Consider the following 18,012-nt stretch of genomic DNA (forward strand, 5'->3'; position numbering starts at 1 on the left):
CCTTGGGAGGCGCCCCGTGGGAAGTCTCCCAGGGGACGTCGAACGTGTGTCAGTGTGCACCGAGTTCGGCGCCCGCGGCGCGCCTTCCCCGGATGTTTTTTTAAGCCGGCGCCGAACTCAGGCCGCGAGCTCCAGCGCCTTTTCCAGCGCCTCCTTGCGCTTTTGCAGGTTGGCGAGCATGTCGAAGTCGGCGGGGAAATCGTCCACCTTCACGACTCGCGCGCCGTAACGCGCGTAGTCGTCGAGCACGCGCCGGTCGTCGGCGTCGATCAGGCCTTTCTTCTGTGCGGCGTCGGTCCAGGCGGCCAGTTGCGGCAGGCTCTGCGGCATCGGTTCGAGCAGCCCTTGCTTGACCGCGTCGCGCAGCTTCTGCTCGATCTGCGTGAAGCGCGGGTTCAGCTCGAACACCAGCTCGCCGTAGCCGAGCGCGTCGACATCCGGATGCGGCACGTACGAATCGGACACCAGACGATTGCGTGCGGCGCCTGGCGTTTGCATCAATTCGGCGATCTCGCTGCCGAGTTGGTCGGACGGCTCGCGGTACGGCAGTCCGAACGGAACGCGAGCACGCGCACGAGGCCGGCGGCGAGCCGGTTCGGATAGTTGGCGAGCACGCCGTCGAGCGCGTGTTGCGCCTTGTACAGCGAATCCTCGACACCCCAGCGCACCAGTGGCAAGTCTTCTTCCTGACGGCCTTCGTCCTCGAAACGCTTGAGCGTGGCGGAGATCAGGTAGAGCTGCGATAGCACGTCGCCCAGACGCCCGGAGAGGCGCTCGCGGCGTTTCAGATCGCCGCCGAGCACGAACATCGAGACATCGGCGAGCAACGCGAACGCGGTGGAGAGGCGAGTGGCCGCGCGATAGTACGCATGCAGCGGCGCATGCGCCGTGCGCGGTTTGGCGATGAAGGCGCCGCCCGTCACGCCATACACGAAACTGCGCACCACGTTGGAGAGCGTGAAGCTGACGTGGCCGAAGAACGCCGCGTCGAAATCGCGCAGCGCCTTGGCGTGGTCCGTTTCGCGCGTGGCGGCCATTTCCTTCAGCACATACGGACGACAACGAATCGCCCCTTGGCCGAAGATGATCAGGCAACGCGTGAGAATGTTCGCGCCTTCCACGGTGATCGCGATCGGCACCTGCTGATAGGCGCGCGCGAGAAAGTTCGACGGCCCCATGCAGATGCCCTTGCCGGCGGCGATATCCATGCCGTCGTTGATGACCATGCGGGCGCGCTCGGTGATGTGATACTTCGCGATCGCCGAAATCACCGAAGGCTTTTCGCCGAGGTCCACCGCGTGCGCCGACAGCCGGCGCGCGGCGTCCATCACGTACAGGTTGCCGCCCATGCGGCCGAGCGCTTCCTGCACGCCCTCGAACTTGCCGACGGCGGTGCGGAACTGGCGGCGAATCGCAGCGTAGGCGCCGGTGCCGCGCACGGCGATCTTCGCCATCCCAACATTCGACGACGGCAGCGAAATCGCCCGGCCCGCCGCGAGACATTCCATCAGCATGCGCCAGCCGTTGCCGACCTGCGCGCGTCCGCCGATCACCCAGTCGAGCGGAATGAAGACGTCCTTGCCCGAGTTCGGGCCGTTCTGGAACACCGCGTTGAGCGGCCAGTGACGGCGGCCGATGTTCACGCCCGGATGGTCGGTCGGAATCAGCGCGCAGGTGATGCCGGGTTGGTCGTCGTTGCCGAGCAGATGGTCGGGATCGAGCGCGCGAAACGCGAGGCCGAGCACGGTCGCAATCGGGCCGAGCGTGATGTAGCGCTTGTCCCACGTGACGCGAAAGCCCAGCGTCTCGCGGCCCTCGAACGTGCCCTTGCACACGATGCCGACGTCGGGAATCGCCGCCGCATCGGAACCGGCATACGGGCTCGTCAATGCGAAGCAGGGAATTTCCTCGCCGCGTGCGAGGCGCGGCAGGTAGTGGTTTTTCTGCTCGTCGGTGCCGTAGTGCATCAGCAGTTCGGCGGGGCCGAGCGAGTTCGGCACCATCACCGAAACGGCGGCGGCCGAGCATCGCGTGGCGAGCTTCATGATGACCTGCGAGTGCGCGTAGGCAGAGAACTGTTTGCCGCCGTACTGCTTCGGAATGATCATGCCAAGAAAGCCGCGATCCTTGATGTACTGCCAGGTTTGCGGCGACAGGTCCTGCCAGACCATGGTGGTTTCCCAGTCGTTCGCGAGGTCGCATAGCTTCTCGCATTCGACGTCGAGGAACGACTGTTCTTCCGCCGTCAGCGTGGCGGGGCCGTAGCCGAGCAGCTTGTCCCAATGCGGACGTCCGGAGAACAGTTCGGCGTCCCACCAGACCGTGCCGGCTTCGATCGCCTCGCGCTCGGTCGGCGACATCTCCGGCAGGATCTTGCGGAAGATGTCGAGCACGGGCTTGGCGAGCCACGTGCGGCGCAACGGTTTGAGCGCGAGCACGAGGGCGTGTAGGACGAAGACGATGGAAAGCAGCGTCGTGGCCACCGGACCCGCCGCTCCGCTGACATGCGCGGCCGCTACCCAGACGATCATGAAGGCAAGCCACCATGCCGCGCGCGCCTGAACGTAGACGAGCGCGAAAGCGGCAATCACTAACACCAGGATGAACCACGACATGACGTTTGCTCCTCTTTCGATGGTGCGTGCGGACGCATCCACGCAGCGCGGATGGTTCGCGTTCTATTGATTTTCTGCCTCACGCTCGCGCTGCCTCGCCGCGCGGTCGTGCGCTGCCTGCGTTTGTTTTCCTGTCGCGCGTGCTGCGTTTGCTTTTGCGTGTCGTCTCTGCAGTTCGACAGCGCGGCGTCGCTTAGGTGCGAAACTTAGACGTGCTTCTCACGTATGCGGCGTTCATGGTGTTCGGCTACCGTCTTGCTGAGTGTTGACTGACTACCTTGTTGCCTGTCTCGCGCTGACCGGCTGTGTAGCGATTGCCGGTCGGCTGCGGGTTAGAAACTGCGGTGTGCTTACTATTGTGCGGTTTGCCCGCATGACGCAGTAGTGATTCGTTTACCCGCTCGCGCAGGCACCGCATGCGGGCAACGGCTCACGACGGCGCGTTGCCCGCAGCGCTCGATCGCTAAGCCGCGCCGTGAAATGTATGCTGACGCGCACCTGCTTCCATGTTGCCGCCACGATGTTCGCCTTCCGATACGGCCGGCGATGGCGACTCCGATCCGCCCTCAGTGCGTGCAGCGCTCACGCCTTCCTCGCGTCCGTCGCCCGCGCACTCCGAGCCGCCTTCGGAGGCGTCGCCGAGTACCGCGGCGAACGCGGCCAGTTGCGTGCCGTCAGGCAACGGTGCCTTGAGCGCGGCCACCATCAGCGAGGCGAGGCGTGCGATGAGTTGCAGATCGTTCATCGACTTGCCCTGCGAGAACTCGGAAATCAGGCTGTCCGTGTCGGTGCCGGCCAGCACGCCCGACAGCGCGCCGATCGCGAAGTGCAGACGCCAGCCGAGTTCCTCGCGTGGCAGATGCGGCAACGCGCGCTGGAACGCATCGAAAAAACGCACTGCCACTGAAGCGTAATGCCCGTTGAGAAAGTCGCGAATGAACGACGACGGATCGGTATAAGCGCGGCCGAGCAAACGCAGAAACGCCTTGCCGCCCACTCGTGGATCGCGCGACAGGCGCAGCGCCGGAATGAACATCGCGCCGAGCACATGCTCGCAGGTCAGGCGCTCGCCGAGCAGGGTATCAAATCGATCGAGCAGCTTGAGCCGCTCCTGGTTGAGGTGGTCGAGGCGGCGCGACAGCATCGAATGAATCAGCGATTCCTTGCTGCCGAAGTGATAGTTCACTGCCGCGAGATTGACTTCGGCACGCGAAGTAATCTGGCGCAACGACATGGCTTCATAGCCGCAGTCGATGAAGAGTGTTTCGGCGGCGTCGAGGATGCGGGACTTCGTATCGCCGGCATGCCGGCCTGTTGTGCGAACTGCCATGTTGCGTCTCCCCGTTGCCGGGCATCCGGCCCGCAAACAAGCGATTCAAATGTTTATTTGAAACGGCCGTTTTTTTCAGGATAAGAAGAAATGAGGCGTGCGATCAAGGGGTCACAGTCGATTAACTCCTCTAGAAGACCTGACGAAGGTCCGTCTTTCCATGCGCGCGGCACGTCAAACCGCGCGGAAATAAAAAAGGCCGTTCCGATGGAAATCGGAACGGCCTCGTATTGCTTGCTACCTGTGTTTGGCCCTGCGTCTATTGGCTGACGCGTGCTCTGCGTCGCGGCGGTTCGCGCCGCCTTTCCTGGCTATTGTGCCCGATAACGCGCCGGCAAAATAGCTGTTTGGTTCGAACGCTTAAACCTGCGCCGCGACCTGTTTCGCCGACTGCGTCATATCGATGCCGCGTCGCTCGCGGCTGAACGGAATCAGCGCGGCGATCACCACTGCCACGATGCCGATCACGACGGCCATGATGAGCGCATAGTTGTTGCCGTGCGCTTCGGCGGCGCTCGCCTGCAACGGGCCGTTTACCGACGCGATCAGATTGCCGAGCTGATACACGAGACCGGGGAAGGTCGCGCGAATTTCATCGGGCGAGATTTCGTTCAGGTGCACCGGAATCACACCCCATGCACCCTGCACGGAGATCTGCATCAGGAAGGCGCCCGCCGCGAGCAGCACCGGCGTGGTCGAGAAAGCCCACAGCGGCAGCACCGGCAACGCGATCAATGCCGCGATGAAGATCGCGCGCTTGCGGCCAATCTTCTCCGACAACGCGCCGAAGAACAGCCCGCCGCAGATCGCGCCGATGTTCAGCACGATCGTGATCCACGACACGGTGTGCGCGTCGAACTGATGCTGCACGCGCAGGAAAGTCGGATACAGATCCTGCGAACCGTGCGAGAAGAAGTTGAACGCGGTCATCAGAACGATCGCGTACAGCGACAGCTTGGCGTTCTGCCTGAGCGTGGCGACGAGACCCGGACGCGCTTTCTTTTCGAGCGTCTTGAAGGCAGGCGATTCCGGCACGTGCGCGCGCACGTACAGCACGAGCAAAGCCGGCAGCACGCCGACGAAGAACATGCCGCGCCAGCCGATGTACTGATAGAACACGCCGAACACGACCGAAGCGAGCAGATAGCCGCTCGGATAGCCGGCCTGCAGCAGACCCGAGACGATGCCACGCGACTTTGGCGGCACGGTTTCCATGGTCAGTGCGCCGCCGACGCCCCATTCGCCGCCCATCGCGATGCCGAACAGCGCGCGCAGCACGAGCAGGGTGGCGAGATTCGGCGAAAAGCCGGACAGCAATTCCAGCAACGAGAAGCACGCGATGTTGACCATCAGCGTGGGACGGCGGCCGTACTTGTCGGCGAGCCAGCCGAAAATCAATGCGCCTAGCGGACGCATCACCAGGGTCAACATAATGCCGAAGGCGACTTCGGGGATTGTTGTATTGAACTCCGCCGCAATATCTTTCAATACGAATACCATTAGAAAGAAATCGAATGCGTCGAGTGTCCAGCCCAGATAGGCAGCGATCGTGACGTTTCTCTGTTCCCGTGTCCAACTCATTGATTGTTCTCCTGGTTCTCCAATCACCCGTGCTCAACGACGGGTCGCTCCGCAGCCCCGCACGCCCCGTGGCATGGGCTCCGAGCGAGTGTACGCCGACTGTTAAACGCTTGCATGAATGAACGCGCGTTTATCCGTATTAATCCCTGGAGCAAATTTCATGCAGAATCACAGCGAGCGCTTTACGTCGGGTAAATGTAATTATTGTATTAATGGTGTGTGCGATCTGGTTTGTTATTTGTAATCTATTTCGGGTGTGATTTCGTGCTAATCCGGTCACTTTGCCTTTAGGTGATTCACTCATCGGTAGAGGTGACGCTCGCGGGATTCCGGTTGGCGGCGGTACGCGCCGGCGGGTATAACAGCGGCTCGCGGCATTTCGCGCCGCGCATACAAGAGAGACTAACCAATGACAATTCCGCATTTATGCCTGCTCATCGTGGCGCTGTTGCCGTTTCCGTGGACCATGCTGGCGAAAGTCAGCAAGCGTTACGACAATCGCACGCCACGCGCTTATCTTGCCGGTCTCGAAGGCTGGCGCGCGCGGGCCCATGCGGCGCATCAGAACGCGTGGGAGGCGTTGGCGATGTTTACCGCGGCGATCGTCGTGGCGGGACAGGCGGGCGGATCGAGCACGTGGATCAACTGGCTGGCGATCACGTTCGTCGTCGCACGTGTGTTGCACGGCGTGCTGTATGTCGCGAACCTGGCGTCACTGCGGTCGCTGGTGTGGTTCGTCGGCGTCGCGTGCGCGGTGTCGATGTTCCTCGTTTCCATTCGCTAATCACGTGCGATGGCATCGCGCCAATCGCGCACTGTGAGCCGTCGTTGCTGAGTTGAGTCGAGAGGGGAGTTGCCGATGAGCTTGCCGCACTTCACGACCGCGCGTTTGCTGGTGCGTCCGCGACGCTTCGCACGCACCCGGAAAAACTCTCTTTTCAATATATGCAGTGTGCGCATCAGTCGAGCTGAAAAATCAATTTGATTCATGTTGCGTCGCGGAATAAGATGGCCGCCATCCCACTCATTTCGCTTTTGTCGACGCGCCATGTCAGTCAAATCAATCACTTCCGAGCCTGTACGCCGCGAGCGGAGTCCATTTGCCGTGGTCGCGGCGGTCACGCTGCTTACGGGCCTCGGCGCCGGCCTCGGCGGCATGCTGCTCGCGTTGCTGCTGCACGGCATCCAGCATCTTGCATACGGCTACAGCGTGACGCACGTGATCAGCGCCGAGAGTTTTCTGCAAGGCGTCAGCGGTGCCGCGCCCGAACGCCGCCTGTTCGTGCTGACGATCTGTGGCCTGGTCGCGGGGTTCGGCTGGTGGGCGCTGTATCGGTTCGGCCGGCCGCTCGTGAGCATTCGCCAGGCCGTCAAGTCCGACGATCCGCAGATGCCCGTAGTGAGCACGACGATTCATGCGGTGCTGCAGATCGTCACCGTGGCGCTCGGCTCGCCGCTCGGCCGCGAAGTCGCGCCGCGCGAAATCGGCTCGGCGTTGGCCGGCTGGCTGTCGCGTCGGGCGGGACTGTCGGTCGCGCAGAGCCGGATCATGGTGGCGTGCGGCGCGGGAGCCGGTTTGGCCGCTGTCTACAACGTGCCGCTCGGCGGCGCGGTATTCGTGCTCGAAGTATTGCTGGGCACCTTCGGCTGGCCCGCTTTGGTGCCGGCCATCGTGACCTCGTCGGTGGCCGCGCTGGTTGCGCAACTGGGACTGGGCAACGAGCATCAATACCTCGTGCCGTCGATGACGCTGAGCCCCACGCTCGTGGTCTGGTCCGTGGTGTGCGGTCCGATTTTTGGCGTGGCAGCATGGAGCTTCGCGGAACTGATGAAACGCTCGCGCGCGGCCGCGCCGAAGAACTGGCGCCTGCCGGTGTTGTCGCTGCTGAACTTCGCGATGATCGGCGTCCTCGCGATGCATTTCCCGCAGTTGCTCGGCAACGGCAAGGGGCCTGCGGGACTGGCATTCGATGGTGGCTTGACCATCAGTCTCGCCGCGATGCTGCTGGTGCTGAAAGTGGTGATCACCGCGAGCAGTTTGCGTGCGGGCGCCGAAGGCGGGCTGCTTACGCCGGGACTGGCGAACGGCGCGTTGCTGGCGATCGTGCTCGGCGGATTGTGGAGCACCGTGTGGCCCGGGGCGTCGTTGGGCGCATTCGCGGTGGTCGGCGCAACGGCGTTTCTCGCTGCCTCGATGCAGATGCCGATTACGGCCGTGGTGCTCATGTTCGAATTCACCCGCGTGAGCCAGGACTTTCTGATTCCCGTGTTGTTTGCCGTGGGCGGCGCGCTGCTGGGTTTTCGCGCGTGCGCGAAGTGGGCGCCTGCGCTGCAGTCGAGCTTTGGGTTTGGCTGGAGTGGGGCGAGCAAGGCGCGATAAGGCGTGGGCCGCCTCATAGTGGCGGCGTGGGTCATCTCATGGTGACGCGGACGGCACATAGAACGAAAGGACGCCGAAAGGAAAATCGACTCGGACCTCGAAGTGAAATACGCCTGCGTGAACAACGGCAGGAGCGGTACGTTCTCAATGTTTGCGACGCCGCGCGATGCGTCCTCAGCGACGAGCCCGATGGCTGGCGAATCGCGAATGAACAGTTACAGCAGAATAATGCGCACCTTCTGATATGCTTTTTTTCGTGCTCCGGCGCGTGAATTCGGCGTCGGTACCGACGGCAGGCGGTATCCACTCACGAGGGTTGCGATCATCATGACCAGTCAGTCGAATTCCCGGGGCGTGATCGGCGTCATCACGTTGCTGTTCACCGTGCTCACCGCGCTTTATTTGCTGATCGGTGGCGCGTGGCTTCTTTCGGTCGGCGGCTCCGCCTACTATCTCATCACGGGCATCGTGCTGTTGGGCGTGGCCTGGCTCCTGTGGCGGCGCAGTCCCGCCGCGCTCGTGCTTTATGCGCTGGTGCTGATCGGCACGGCGATCTGGGCGCTGCTGGAGTCGGGTCCCGACTTCTGGGCACTCGCGCCGCGCTCCGGTGTGCTCGTCATCTTCGGCGTGTGGTTGCTGCTGCTCGTGAGCTGGCGGCTCGTCGGCGAGCGCAAGCTGGGTGTGGTGTCACTCGTCGTCGCGCTCGTGGCATGGGCGGGCGTGCTGGTGTACGCGAGCTTCAACGATCCGCAGCAGGTCAACGGCACACTGAGCGCTTCCGCTTCCGCTTCCGCGAGCGGCGCCGGCACCGGGATCGACGCCGCCGACTGGCCCGCCTATGGGCGCACCCAGGAAGGCACTCGTTACTCGCCATTGCAGCAGATCACGCCTGAGAACGTGAAGGATCTCCAGGTGGCCTGGACCTTCCGCACGGGTGACATGAAAGGGCCCAACGATCCTGTCGAGATCACCAACGAAGTCACGCCGATCAAGATCGGCGATCTGCTTTACCTATGCTCGCCGCATCAGATTCTGTTCGCGCTCGACGCGAAGACGGGCACGCTCAAGTGGAAGTTCGATCCGGGACTGAAGTCCGATCCGTCGTTCCAACATGTGACTTGCCGTGGCGTGTCGTATGTCGATTTGTCGACCAGTGCGGCGGCGGCCGCACCCGCTGCCGCGCCAGTGAGCGATGCCACCGCCACCACCGCCGCCACCACCGCCGCCACCGCCACCCCCGCCACCTGTACACGCCGCATCTACCTGCCGGTCAACGACGGCCATCTCTACGCCCTCGACGCGCTGACAGGCCAACGTTGCGAGGGCTTCGGCGACCACGGCGACCTCGACCTCCAACACGCCCAGCCGGTCACAACGCCGGGCATGTATGAGCCCACCTCGCCGTCGATCATCACCAGCAAGGTGATCGTCGTGGCGGGCGCGGTCGAGGACAACTTCTCGAACCGCGAGCCGTCGGGTGTGATCCGCGGCTTCGACGTGCGCACGGGCGAATTGCTCTGGGCGTTCGATCCGGGCGCGAAGGACCCGAATCACATTCCGGGCGCGGGCGAGCATTACACGTGGAACTCGCCCAACTCGTGGGCACCCTCCGCCTACGACGCGAAACTCGACATCGTCTATCTGCCGATGGGGGTCAAGACGCCGGATATCTGGGGCGGCGATCGCACGCCGGAGCAGGAGCGTTACGCCAGCGGCCTGCTCGCACTCAACGCCTCGACCGGCAAGCTCGCCTGGTTCTACCAGACCGCGCACCACGACCTGTGGGACATGGACCAGCCGTCGCAGCCCACACTTGCCGACATCACCGGCAAGGATGGCCAGACCGTGCCGGTCGTCTACGCGCCGGCCAAGACCGGCAATCTGTTCGTGCTCGACCGCCGCACGGGTGTGCCCGTCGTGCCGGCACCCGAAACGCCCGTGCCGCAGGGAGCCGCCCCCGGCGACCACGTTGCGCCGACGCAGCCGTTCTCGCAACTCACCTATCGCCCGTCGAAGAACCTGACCGACGCCGACATGTGGGGCGCGACGATGTACGACCAACTCGTGTGCCGTGTGATGTTCCACAAGCTACGGTATGAAGGCACGTTCACGCCGCCGTCGCTGCAGGGCACGCTCGTGTTCCCCGGCAACCTCGGCATGTTCGAGTGGGGCGGCATTGCCGTCGATACCGACCGCCAGATCGCCGTCGCGAACCCGATTGCGCTGCCGTTCGTCTCGCGTCTGATTCCGCGCGGCCCCGGCAACCCGTTGGAGCCGGTGCCAGGCGCCAAGGGCAGCGGCACGGAGTCAGGCATTCAGCCGCAATACGGCGTGCCGTACGGCGTGGTGATCAACCCGTTTCTCTCGCCGTTCGGCTTGCCGTGCAAGCAGCCGGCATGGGGCTACATCTCCGCGATCGATCTCAAGACCAATGAGATCGTGTGGAAGAAGCGCATCGGCACGGTGCGCGACAGTTCGCCGATCCCGCTGCCGTTCAGGATGGGCATGCCGATGCTGGGCGGTCCGATCGTCACCGCGGGCGGCGTCGCGTTCATCGGCGCGACCGCGGACAACTACATTCGCGCGGTCGACGTGAACAACGGCAAGCAGGTCTGGGAGGCCCGCCTGCCCGCAGGCGGCCAGGCCACGCCGATGAGTTATTCGATCAACGGCCGTCAGTACGTCGTGATCGCGGCGGGCGGGCATGGTTCGTTCGGCACGAAGCTTGGCGACTATGTGATTGCCTACGCATTGCCGCAACAGTAAGCGGCACGCGCCGCCGGGCTGTTTCAGCGCGGCGCGGCGGAAGGTTCTAGCCTCATGCAGCGGCATGCCGCGCGCGCGGGAAGCGCGCCGCGCATGCCGTTTTTTCTGGTGGTCCACTTTCTCGCGTTGCGCTGGCGGCTGTCCAATAACTGGGACGGCGGTGCACGCATTAGCCGGCAAGGCGGGAAGCGTAGACAATAATTTCTAAATGGAATTCGCAGCCTTACAGCAGCCTTCTTGCATGGGATCGGAGTGAGTGCTTTGCACTAGCTCCGGTCGACCGCATTCTGCATGGGATCGGAGTCAGCGCAAAAGCACTCACTCCGATCGACAGTGGAGTCCACCGTGGATCTCACCGGATATGAGTTGGAGCCGCTGCACGACGACGGCGACTTCTCCCTATATCGCGCCCGGAGACCCCGCCATTCCGTCTCGGTGCTCGCGCTGGTCGCCACGCGCACGGCCTCGCAGGGCTCGCAGGGCATGAGCCGGCTCGAGCACGAATACGGATTAGCCTCGCTGCTCGATTCGAGCTGGGCGGCTCAGCCGCTCGCGCTGTACCGCCGCAGAGAGCCGCCCATGCTCGTTCTCGACGACGACGGCGGCGAGCCCCTCTATCGCTTACTCGGCCGTCCGCTGGAGCTCACGCGGTGGTTGCGCATCGCCGTCAATCTGGCGAGGGTGGTCGGCCACGTTCACCGCTGCGGTCTCGTTCACAAAGACATCAAGCCGGCGAATGTGCTCGTCGACGGGAGCGGCAACGTACGGCTCACCGGCTTCGGCATCGCTTCGCAACTGCCGCACGAACATCAGCCGCCCGCGCCGCCGGAGATCGTAGCCGGGACCTTCGCGTATATGGCGCCCGAGCAGACGGGCCGCATGAACCGTTCGATCGATACGCGCAGCGATCTCTACTCGCTCGGCGTCACTCTGTACGAGATGCTCACCGGGTCGCTGCCGTTCACCGCATCGGACGCGATGGAATGGATTCATTGCCACATTGCGCGCAGGCCGACACCGCCAGGCGAGCGCGTCGACGGTATTCCGACGGCGGTCGAGGGGATCGTGCTGAAGCTCCTCGCCAAAGCCGCCGAGGACCGTTACCAGACCGCGGCGGGTGTCGAAGCCGACCTCCGTTCGTGCCTCGTGGCATGGGAGGCGCACCATCGCATCGACCCATTCCCGCTGGGTGCGCACGACGCGTCCGACCGCATGCTGGTCCCCGAAAAACTGTACGGACGCGAGGCACAAATCGAAGCGCTCGTGACAGCGTTCGATCGTGTCGTGGCCAGCGGGGCGGCCGAACTGGTGCTGATCTCGGGCTATCCGGGCATCGGCAAGTCGTCGGTCGTCAGCGAGTTGCACAGGGTGCTGGTGCCGCCACGCGGCCTGTTCGCGTCCGGCAAGTTCGATCAGTACAAACGTGACATCCCTTATGTGCCATTTGCACAAGCCTTCCAGACGCTCGTACGCAACCTGCTGAGCCAGAGCGACGCGGAGGTCGAGCCGTGGCGGCACGCGCTGATGGAGGCGCTCGGGCCCAACGGTCAGTTGATTGTGAATCTGATCCCCGAGCTTGCGCTGATCATCGGCGAGCAGCCGCCCGCGCCCATTCTGCCGCCGCAGGATGCACAAAACCGCTTCCAGATCGTATTTCGACGTTTTCTCGGCGTGTTTGCGCGACCCGAGCATCCGCTCGCGCTGTTTATCGACGATCTGCAATGGGTCGATACGGCGACGCTCGACCTGCTCGCCCACCTCGTCACGCATCCGGACGTGAAGCACGTTCTGCTGGTCGGCGCGTACCGGGACAACGAGGTGGATGCATCGCACCCGTTTGCGCGCACGCTCGAGTCGATCAGTCACGCCGAAGGGAAGGTGCAGCAGATAGAGCTCGCGCCGCTCACGCCGGAGAGCGTCACGCAACTCGTGGCTGATTCGCTTCACTGCGACGGCGCGACGGCCGGGCCGCTCGCGCAACTGGTGCACGAGAAGACGGGCGGCAATCCGTTCTTCGCGATCCAGTTTCTGATGGCGCTCGCCGATGAAGACCTGCTCACGTTCGATCAGCGCGCCGCGGCGTGGTGCTGGGATTTGCCGCGCATCCGTGCGAAGGGTTTTACCGAGAACGTCGCCGATTTGATGGCGGCGAAGCTGAGCCGCTTGCCACCGCTGACGCGCGACGCGTTGGGGCAACTGGCGTGCCTCGGCAACATCGCTGAAGTGATCGCACTGACGCGGGTTCAGGGCGGATCCGAAGAGACGATGCACGCGAATCTGTGGGAAGCCGTGCGGACGGGCCTCGTTTTTCGCGTGGCCAACGCCTATGAATTCGCACACGACCGCGTGCAGGAGGCCGCCTATGCGTTGATCCCCGCCGACGAGCGCGCCGCCGCGCATCTGCAAATTGGCCGGGCGCTCGTGTCGCGGACCCCGTCGGAAGCGCTTGAAGATGCCATCTTCGACATCGTCAACCATCTCAATCGCGGCGCGGCGCTGATCGTGACGGAGCCGGAGCGCGAGCAGGTCGTTGCGTTGAACCTCATCGCGGGCCGGCGCGCGATGAATTCGACGGCCTACGCGGCCGCGCGCAGCTATCTGGCGCAGGGCGTGGCGCTGCTGTCGCCCGACGCATGGACGCAGCGCTACGACAGCACGTTCGATCTCTATCTCGCGTTTTCGGAGTGTGAATATCTGGTCGGCGATTTTGCGAAAGCCGACGCGCTGGCCGACATGATGCTCGTGAGAGCGCGCTCCAATCTCGATCGTGCGAAGGTCTTCAGCCTGCGGATCGAGTTGTATCAGCTCGCCGGAAGATATGACGAGAGCTTCGCGGTCGCGCTGGTTGCGCTGCGCGATTTCGGCATCGCCTTTCCTGAGAGCGATCAGGACATCCAGGCTGCCGTCGACGACGGGTTGCGGGACGTTCGCGTCAATCAGGCCGGGCGTTCCGTCGACGACCTGGTCGAGGTGCCGGTGGCGACGGATCCGGCGATCCGTGCGATCGTCAACCTTCTCCTTCAGGCGATGAACTGCGCTTTCGCTGCGCGGCCCGCGTTTTACCCGCTCATCACTCTGAAGGCGGTGAACCTCTCCTTGCAACACGGCAATACCGAGAACTCCAGTTTTGCTTATGGCAATTACGCGTTGATGCTGGTGTCCCTGATCGGCGATATCCCCACTGCGGTGCAATTTTCAGAGATGTCGCTCAAGCTGAATGAGAAGTTCGGCAATCGGCGCCTGAATGGAAAGCTGCTTCACCTGTACGGCGCCCATGTCAATTTCTGGCGCTGCCACATTGCAACTAATCTGCCGGTGCTCGAACGGGCCACCGCTGCGTGCCTGGAAGCGGGCGACCTCGTTTTTGCAGGCAACGTCGCCTTCAACGCGGTTTGGCAGACGATCGAGAAAGGCGCGGTCCTCGAAGACGTGCAGACGCTCTCGGAAAAGTACGCGGCGCTCGCGCGCGCGAGTCACAACGACGCGGTGTATGAGTTGATCCGGGTCGAGCGGCAATTCGTCATCAGTCTTCGCGGCAAGACGACCGAACCGTTGAACCTGAACGACGAGACGTTCGACGAAGCAGCCTGCTTCGAGGCCATCATCAAATCGAATTTCGGCTGCGCGATCGGCGTCTATCGCATCATCAAGGTCGTGCTTGCTTTCCTCGATGGCCGGTATGCCGAGGCGTTGGAGGCTGCGGACCGGGCGGAGGCGGTCCTCAGTTCTGTCATGGCATTGGCGATCGAGCCGACCTATCACTTCTTTCATGCGCTCACCTTGACGGCGCTTTATCCGCAGGCATCCGAGGAACAGCAGCAAGTCTATAAGCACCTTCTTGCAGCGAAACTCAGGAAGCTCGAAATGTGGGCTGAGCATTGCCCGGAGAACTATCAGAATCGCTACGCGCTTGTCTGTGCGGAGTTCGCGCGTCTGGAGGGCCGCGATCTCGACGCCATGCGCCTTTACGAGCAGGCTGTCCACTCCGCTCATGAGAACGGCTTTCTGCACCACGAAGGCATCGCCAACGAACTCGCCGGTCGCTTCTATCTAAGCAGCGGTCTCAGGACGAGCGCCGATGCGTATTTGCGCAACGCGCGTCATTGCTTCGCCTTTTGGGGCGCGGACGGCAAAGTCGCGCAACTCGACGCGGAGTTTCCCCGCCTCGCCAGTCAGGACGGGAGCAATGCCACGTCGACACTCAGCTTCGATTGGCGGCAGTTCGACGCCGCGACGCTGCTCAAGGCGTCGCAAGCCCTGTCCAGCGAGATCGAACTGGATGGCCTGATCGAGCGCCTGATGACGATAGCGCTGCAGACATCAGGCGCCGATCGGGGCCTGTTAGTTGTGCCGCAACAGCCGGACGGCTACCGGATCGAGGCAGAGGCGCGCATCAATGGGCACGGGATCGCGTTGAACCGAAAGCCGCTTGCCCATTCCGCCGTCCCTGCCGCCATTCTGCGTTATGTGATCCACACGCAGAAGGTCGTCATCATCGACGATGCCTTGATACCCAATATGTTCTCGCAGGACAGCTACCTGGCAAGTGGCGCGACGCGATCCCTGTTCTGCCTGCCGCTGGTCAGACAGGGCACGCTCAGCGGCCTGCTGTATCTCGAGAACACGGCCACGTCGCATGTTTTTACGGCGCGCCGCTCCTCGCTGCTCGATTTGCTGGCGTCACAGGCGGCCATTTCGCTCGAGAACACGCGTCTTTATGCCGATCTTCAGGAGCGCGAGGCAAAGGTCCGGCGTCTGGTGGATTCCAACATCATCGGGATCCACATTTGGGACTTTGAAGGCAACGTCGTCGAAGCCAACGACGCTTTCCTGCGCATCGTGGATTACAGCCGGGAAGATCTCGTCTCAGGACGTATCCGCTGGCCCGATCTGACTCCGCCCGAGTGGCGTGAGCTCGACGAACGGGTGAGGGCCGAATTGACGACCACCGGAAGCGCCAAACCGTTCGAGAAAGAATACTTCCGCAAGGATGGCAGCCGGGTGCCGGTGCTGGTCGGCGCGGCGGCGTTCGGCGACCGTGAAGGGCAGGGCGTCGCTTTCATCCTCGACCTGACCGACCAGAAGCGGGCGCAACAGGACGTACGCGACAGCGAGCGACGATATATCGGACTCCAGATGGAACTGGCGCATTCCAATCGCGTGGCCACGATGGGCCAGCTATCGGCATCGATTGCTCACGAAGTGAAGCAACCCATTACCGCAACGGTTGCCTACGCCAGTGCGGCCTTGCGCTGGCTGGCGGCGCGCCCGCCCAATCTCGACGAGGTGCGTCAGGCGCTCAACCGGATTGTCGCGGATGGCGGCCGCGCCAATAACATCGTCGACCGCACCCGCGCTTTCTTTAAAAAGGAGCCACAGCGCAAGGACGGCCTCGACATCAACGAAACGATTCTCGAGTTGATCGCGTTCATGCGAAGTGAAGCCAGCAAGCACGATGTCGAGCTTGCCGCGCAGCTGGCTGAGGGATTGCCGCAGATCCAGGGCGATCGGGTACAGCTGCAGCAAGTGATGCTCAATCTGATGATCAACGCCCTTGAAGCAATGAGCGCAACGGACGTCGGCGAGCGAACGCTTTTGATCCGATCTGGCAGGTCCGGCGTCGACGAACTCTGCATTAGCGTGGAGGATTCTGGACCGGGCCTCGACGCCGAGCATCTGGAAGGCGTCTTCGAGGCATTTTTTACGACCAAACCCAACGGGCTGGGGATGGGGCTGCCGATCTGCCGCTCGATCGTGGAAAGTCACGGCGGACGACTATGGGTGACGTCGAACTCTGCCGGTGGCGCCACGTTTCAGTTCACGTTGCCTGCGCAAAGCAACGTACCGCATCCGGGCAACGCTTAGTTCAGGCGATCGCGATATACACGCTGACAAGGCGACGGATTTTCAGCCAGCTCACTTCCTCAGTATCTCGCCAATCAGCGCGAGCAGCCGCGCGTCATCCACTGGCTTTGAGAAGAAGCCGGCGGCTCCGCCGGCTTCAGCTCGCTCGAGAAGCTCTTGCGTCGCGTAGGCGGTAATGAAAATGACAGGAACTGGCCGCTCCCATAGCTTGATCGATTCAAGCAGCGCAAAACCGTCCATGCCCGGCATGTGAATATCCGCGACAACAAGCTTCAGTGCGGAGCGGCGCGTATCACCTAGAAGATGGTTGGCGGACTCATAAACAATCACCTTCCAGTTTGCCGAACGAAGCAAACTGGATGTCGCCATCCGGACGAATTCGTCGTCGTCCACCACCCCAATAACTGCAGGAGAGCGCTTTGTTCTCATCTCGAGTCCGCAGGGCATCGAAAGGATTCGGAAAGGCTGAATCCTCTATGCAAATTACAGGCCTACGGAACAGGCGACAATAAGACCTTAGAATGATTTTAGTGACAGTTCGTATTAGCCGGGATCGATCCGGCCGAGGATGGCAGCTAGCGCGCAGCGAATCCGGAAATTGCAACCTGGCGCTTTAGTGCAGAGGCAGCACCTGTTGTAACTTCCTGACGACATCAGGCACTGAGCGCGCCTGCAGCTTGTGCATCGCTTGCGCGCGATGGATCTTGACCGTCACTTCGCTCAGACACAGGAGGTCGGCGATCTGCTTGTTCAACAGGCCGTCGGCGACCAACCCGATGACTTCCCGCTCACGCGCTGTGAGCGAATCGTAGGTTTGACGGATGCCTGTAACGATCCTCTCCTGGCGTTTTAATTCACCATCCCTTTTCAGCGCCGCGGCGATCGTATCGATCAGATCCTGATCCTTGAACGGCTTGGTCATGAAATCGAAAGCGCCCGCCTTCATTGCCTTGACGGACATCTCGATGTCACCGTGCCCGGTCAGAAATATGACCGGAAATCGAACACTTTCTTTGAAGGGATCCTGCTGCAACGTCAGGCCGCTGGTGCCTCGCAGACGAACATCAAGAATGAGACAACTCGGCACGTCCGGCATGTCCGTGGCTAGAAAATCGTCGGCCGATTCGAACGCCCGCACGTGAATTCCAACCGACATGAGCAGAGAGGTCAGGGCGCCTCGAATGGACTCGTCGTCATCGACTACATAAACAAGCGAGTCCGGCAATGATTCATTTCCCGCCCCAACCTTGTCATGTTTCATCGCTCGATCTTCGAAAAGTTCGTCACGTTAAGCTGACGCCGATACTTTTCGTATAGTAAGCAATGCTCGCGCTTATCGCTACCTATTGCGCATGGTCTTCCCTGGTTTCATTGCGCCGTAACTTATTCCGTTGCCCGGTAGCCCGAGCGGCGTTCAAGCAAGGACGCCGTTTCTTCTGACGAATCGAGTGATCCGAATGGCAGAAGCATCGGTC

General features: G+C 62.5%; 9 protein-coding genes and 1 pseudogene. 4 read left to right on the forward strand and 6 right to left on the reverse strand.

The features are described 5' to 3' along the window. Positions 1-117: 117 nt before the first annotated feature. From HF916_RS35600 to HF916_RS35610, 3 genes and pseudogenes are all read right to left on the reverse strand, one after another. A pseudogene (locus HF916_RS35600) lies at positions 118-2,615 on the reverse strand (acyl-CoA dehydrogenase). A 463-nt stretch (positions 2,616-3,078) separates the two neighbouring features. Then, on the reverse strand, positions 3,079-3,945 hold the full coding sequence (locus HF916_RS35605) for a TetR/AcrR family transcriptional regulator (RefSeq protein ID WP_168793480.1): 867 nt from the start codon (positions 3,943-3,945) through the stop codon (positions 3,079-3,081). Between the two features lie 360 nt (positions 3,946-4,305). Further along, complete coding sequence (locus HF916_RS35610) at positions 4,306-5,526, reverse strand: MFS transporter (protein WP_168793481.1); 1,221 nt, start codon at positions 5,524-5,526, stop codon at positions 4,306-4,308. Between the two features lie 409 nt (positions 5,527-5,935). Here HF916_RS35610 and HF916_RS35615 point away from each other — a divergent pair, with 409 nt between their 5' ends. Further along, positions 5,936-6,310 carry an MAPEG family protein gene (locus HF916_RS35615; protein ID WP_168793482.1) on the forward strand — a complete coding sequence of 125 codons (375 nt, stop codon included), beginning with the start codon at positions 5,936-5,938 and terminating at the stop codon, positions 6,308-6,310. Here the strand turns inward: HF916_RS35615 and HF916_RS35620 are convergent. Then, a complete protein-coding gene (locus HF916_RS35620; protein WP_168793483.1) occupies positions 6,307-6,516 on the reverse strand; it encodes a hypothetical protein in 210 nt (69 codons plus the stop codon). The genes HF916_RS35615 and HF916_RS35620 overlap by 4 nt on opposite strands. Before the next feature lie 58 nt (positions 6,517-6,574). Here HF916_RS35620 and HF916_RS35625 point away from each other — a divergent pair, with 58 nt between their 5' ends. The 3 genes from HF916_RS35625 to HF916_RS35635 all read left to right on the forward strand — a co-directional run bounded on the left by HF916_RS35625 (position 6,575) and on the right by HF916_RS35635 (position 16,537). After that, positions 6,575-7,906: a chloride channel protein gene (locus HF916_RS35625; RefSeq protein ID WP_168793484.1), complete on the forward strand. Its 1,332-nt coding sequence runs from the start codon at positions 6,575-6,577 to the stop codon at positions 7,904-7,906. Between the two features lie 327 nt (positions 7,907-8,233). After that, positions 8,234-10,672 carry a glucose/quinate/shikimate family membrane-bound PQQ-dependent dehydrogenase gene (locus tag HF916_RS35630; RefSeq protein ID WP_277352301.1) on the forward strand — a complete coding sequence of 813 codons (2,439 nt, stop codon included), beginning with the start codon at positions 8,234-8,236 and terminating at the stop codon, positions 10,670-10,672. A gap of 345 nt (positions 10,673-11,017) precedes the next feature. Further along, positions 11,018-16,537, forward strand: a complete 5,520-nt coding sequence (locus tag HF916_RS35635; protein ID WP_168793485.1) for a trifunctional serine/threonine-protein kinase/ATP-binding protein/sensor histidine kinase — start codon at positions 11,018-11,020, stop codon at positions 16,535-16,537. 51 nt (positions 16,538-16,588) lie between these two features. On the opposite strand, the gene HF916_RS35640 is transcribed toward HF916_RS35635, so the two are convergent. Further along, positions 16,589-16,930, reverse strand: coding sequence for a response regulator (locus tag HF916_RS35640; protein ID WP_168793486.1), 342 nt, complete (start codon positions 16,928-16,930; stop codon positions 16,589-16,591). 220 nt (positions 16,931-17,150) lie between these two features. Next, a complete protein-coding gene (locus HF916_RS35645) occupies positions 17,151-17,798 on the reverse strand; it encodes a response regulator transcription factor (RefSeq protein ID WP_168793487.1) in 648 nt (215 codons plus the stop codon). Between the last annotated feature and the right edge of the window lie 214 nt (positions 17,799-18,012).

This window comes from Paraburkholderia aromaticivorans (genome assembly GCF_012689525.1).
In the GTDB taxonomy this organism is placed as follows: Bacteria; Pseudomonadota; Gammaproteobacteria; order Burkholderiales; family Burkholderiaceae; genus Paraburkholderia; species Paraburkholderia aromaticivorans_A.

Excerpts from the sequence above, each read along its gene's own strand:
- HF916_RS35605 (WP_168793480.1), bottom strand. The coding sequence starts at position 3,945 with ATGGCAGTTCGCACAACAGGCCGGCATGCCGGCGATACGAAGTCCCGC.
- HF916_RS35610 (WP_168793481.1), bottom strand. The coding sequence starts at position 5,526 with ATGAGTTGGACACGGGAACAGAGAAACGTCACGATCGCTGCCTATCTG.
- HF916_RS35615 (WP_168793482.1), top strand. The coding sequence starts at position 5,936 with ATGACAATTCCGCATTTATGCCTGCTCATCGTGGCGCTGTTGCCGTTT.
- HF916_RS35620 (WP_168793483.1), bottom strand. The coding sequence starts at position 6,516 with ATGAATCAAATTGATTTTTCAGCTCGACTGATGCGCACACTGCATATA.
- HF916_RS35625 (WP_168793484.1), top strand. The coding sequence starts at position 6,575 with ATGTCAGTCAAATCAATCACTTCCGAGCCTGTACGCCGCGAGCGGAGT.
- HF916_RS35630 (WP_277352301.1), top strand. The coding sequence starts at position 8,234 with ATGACCAGTCAGTCGAATTCCCGGGGCGTGATCGGCGTCATCACGTTG.
- HF916_RS35645 (WP_168793487.1), bottom strand. The coding sequence starts at position 17,798 with ATGAAACATGACAAGGTTGGGGCGGGAAATGAATCATTGCCGGACTCG.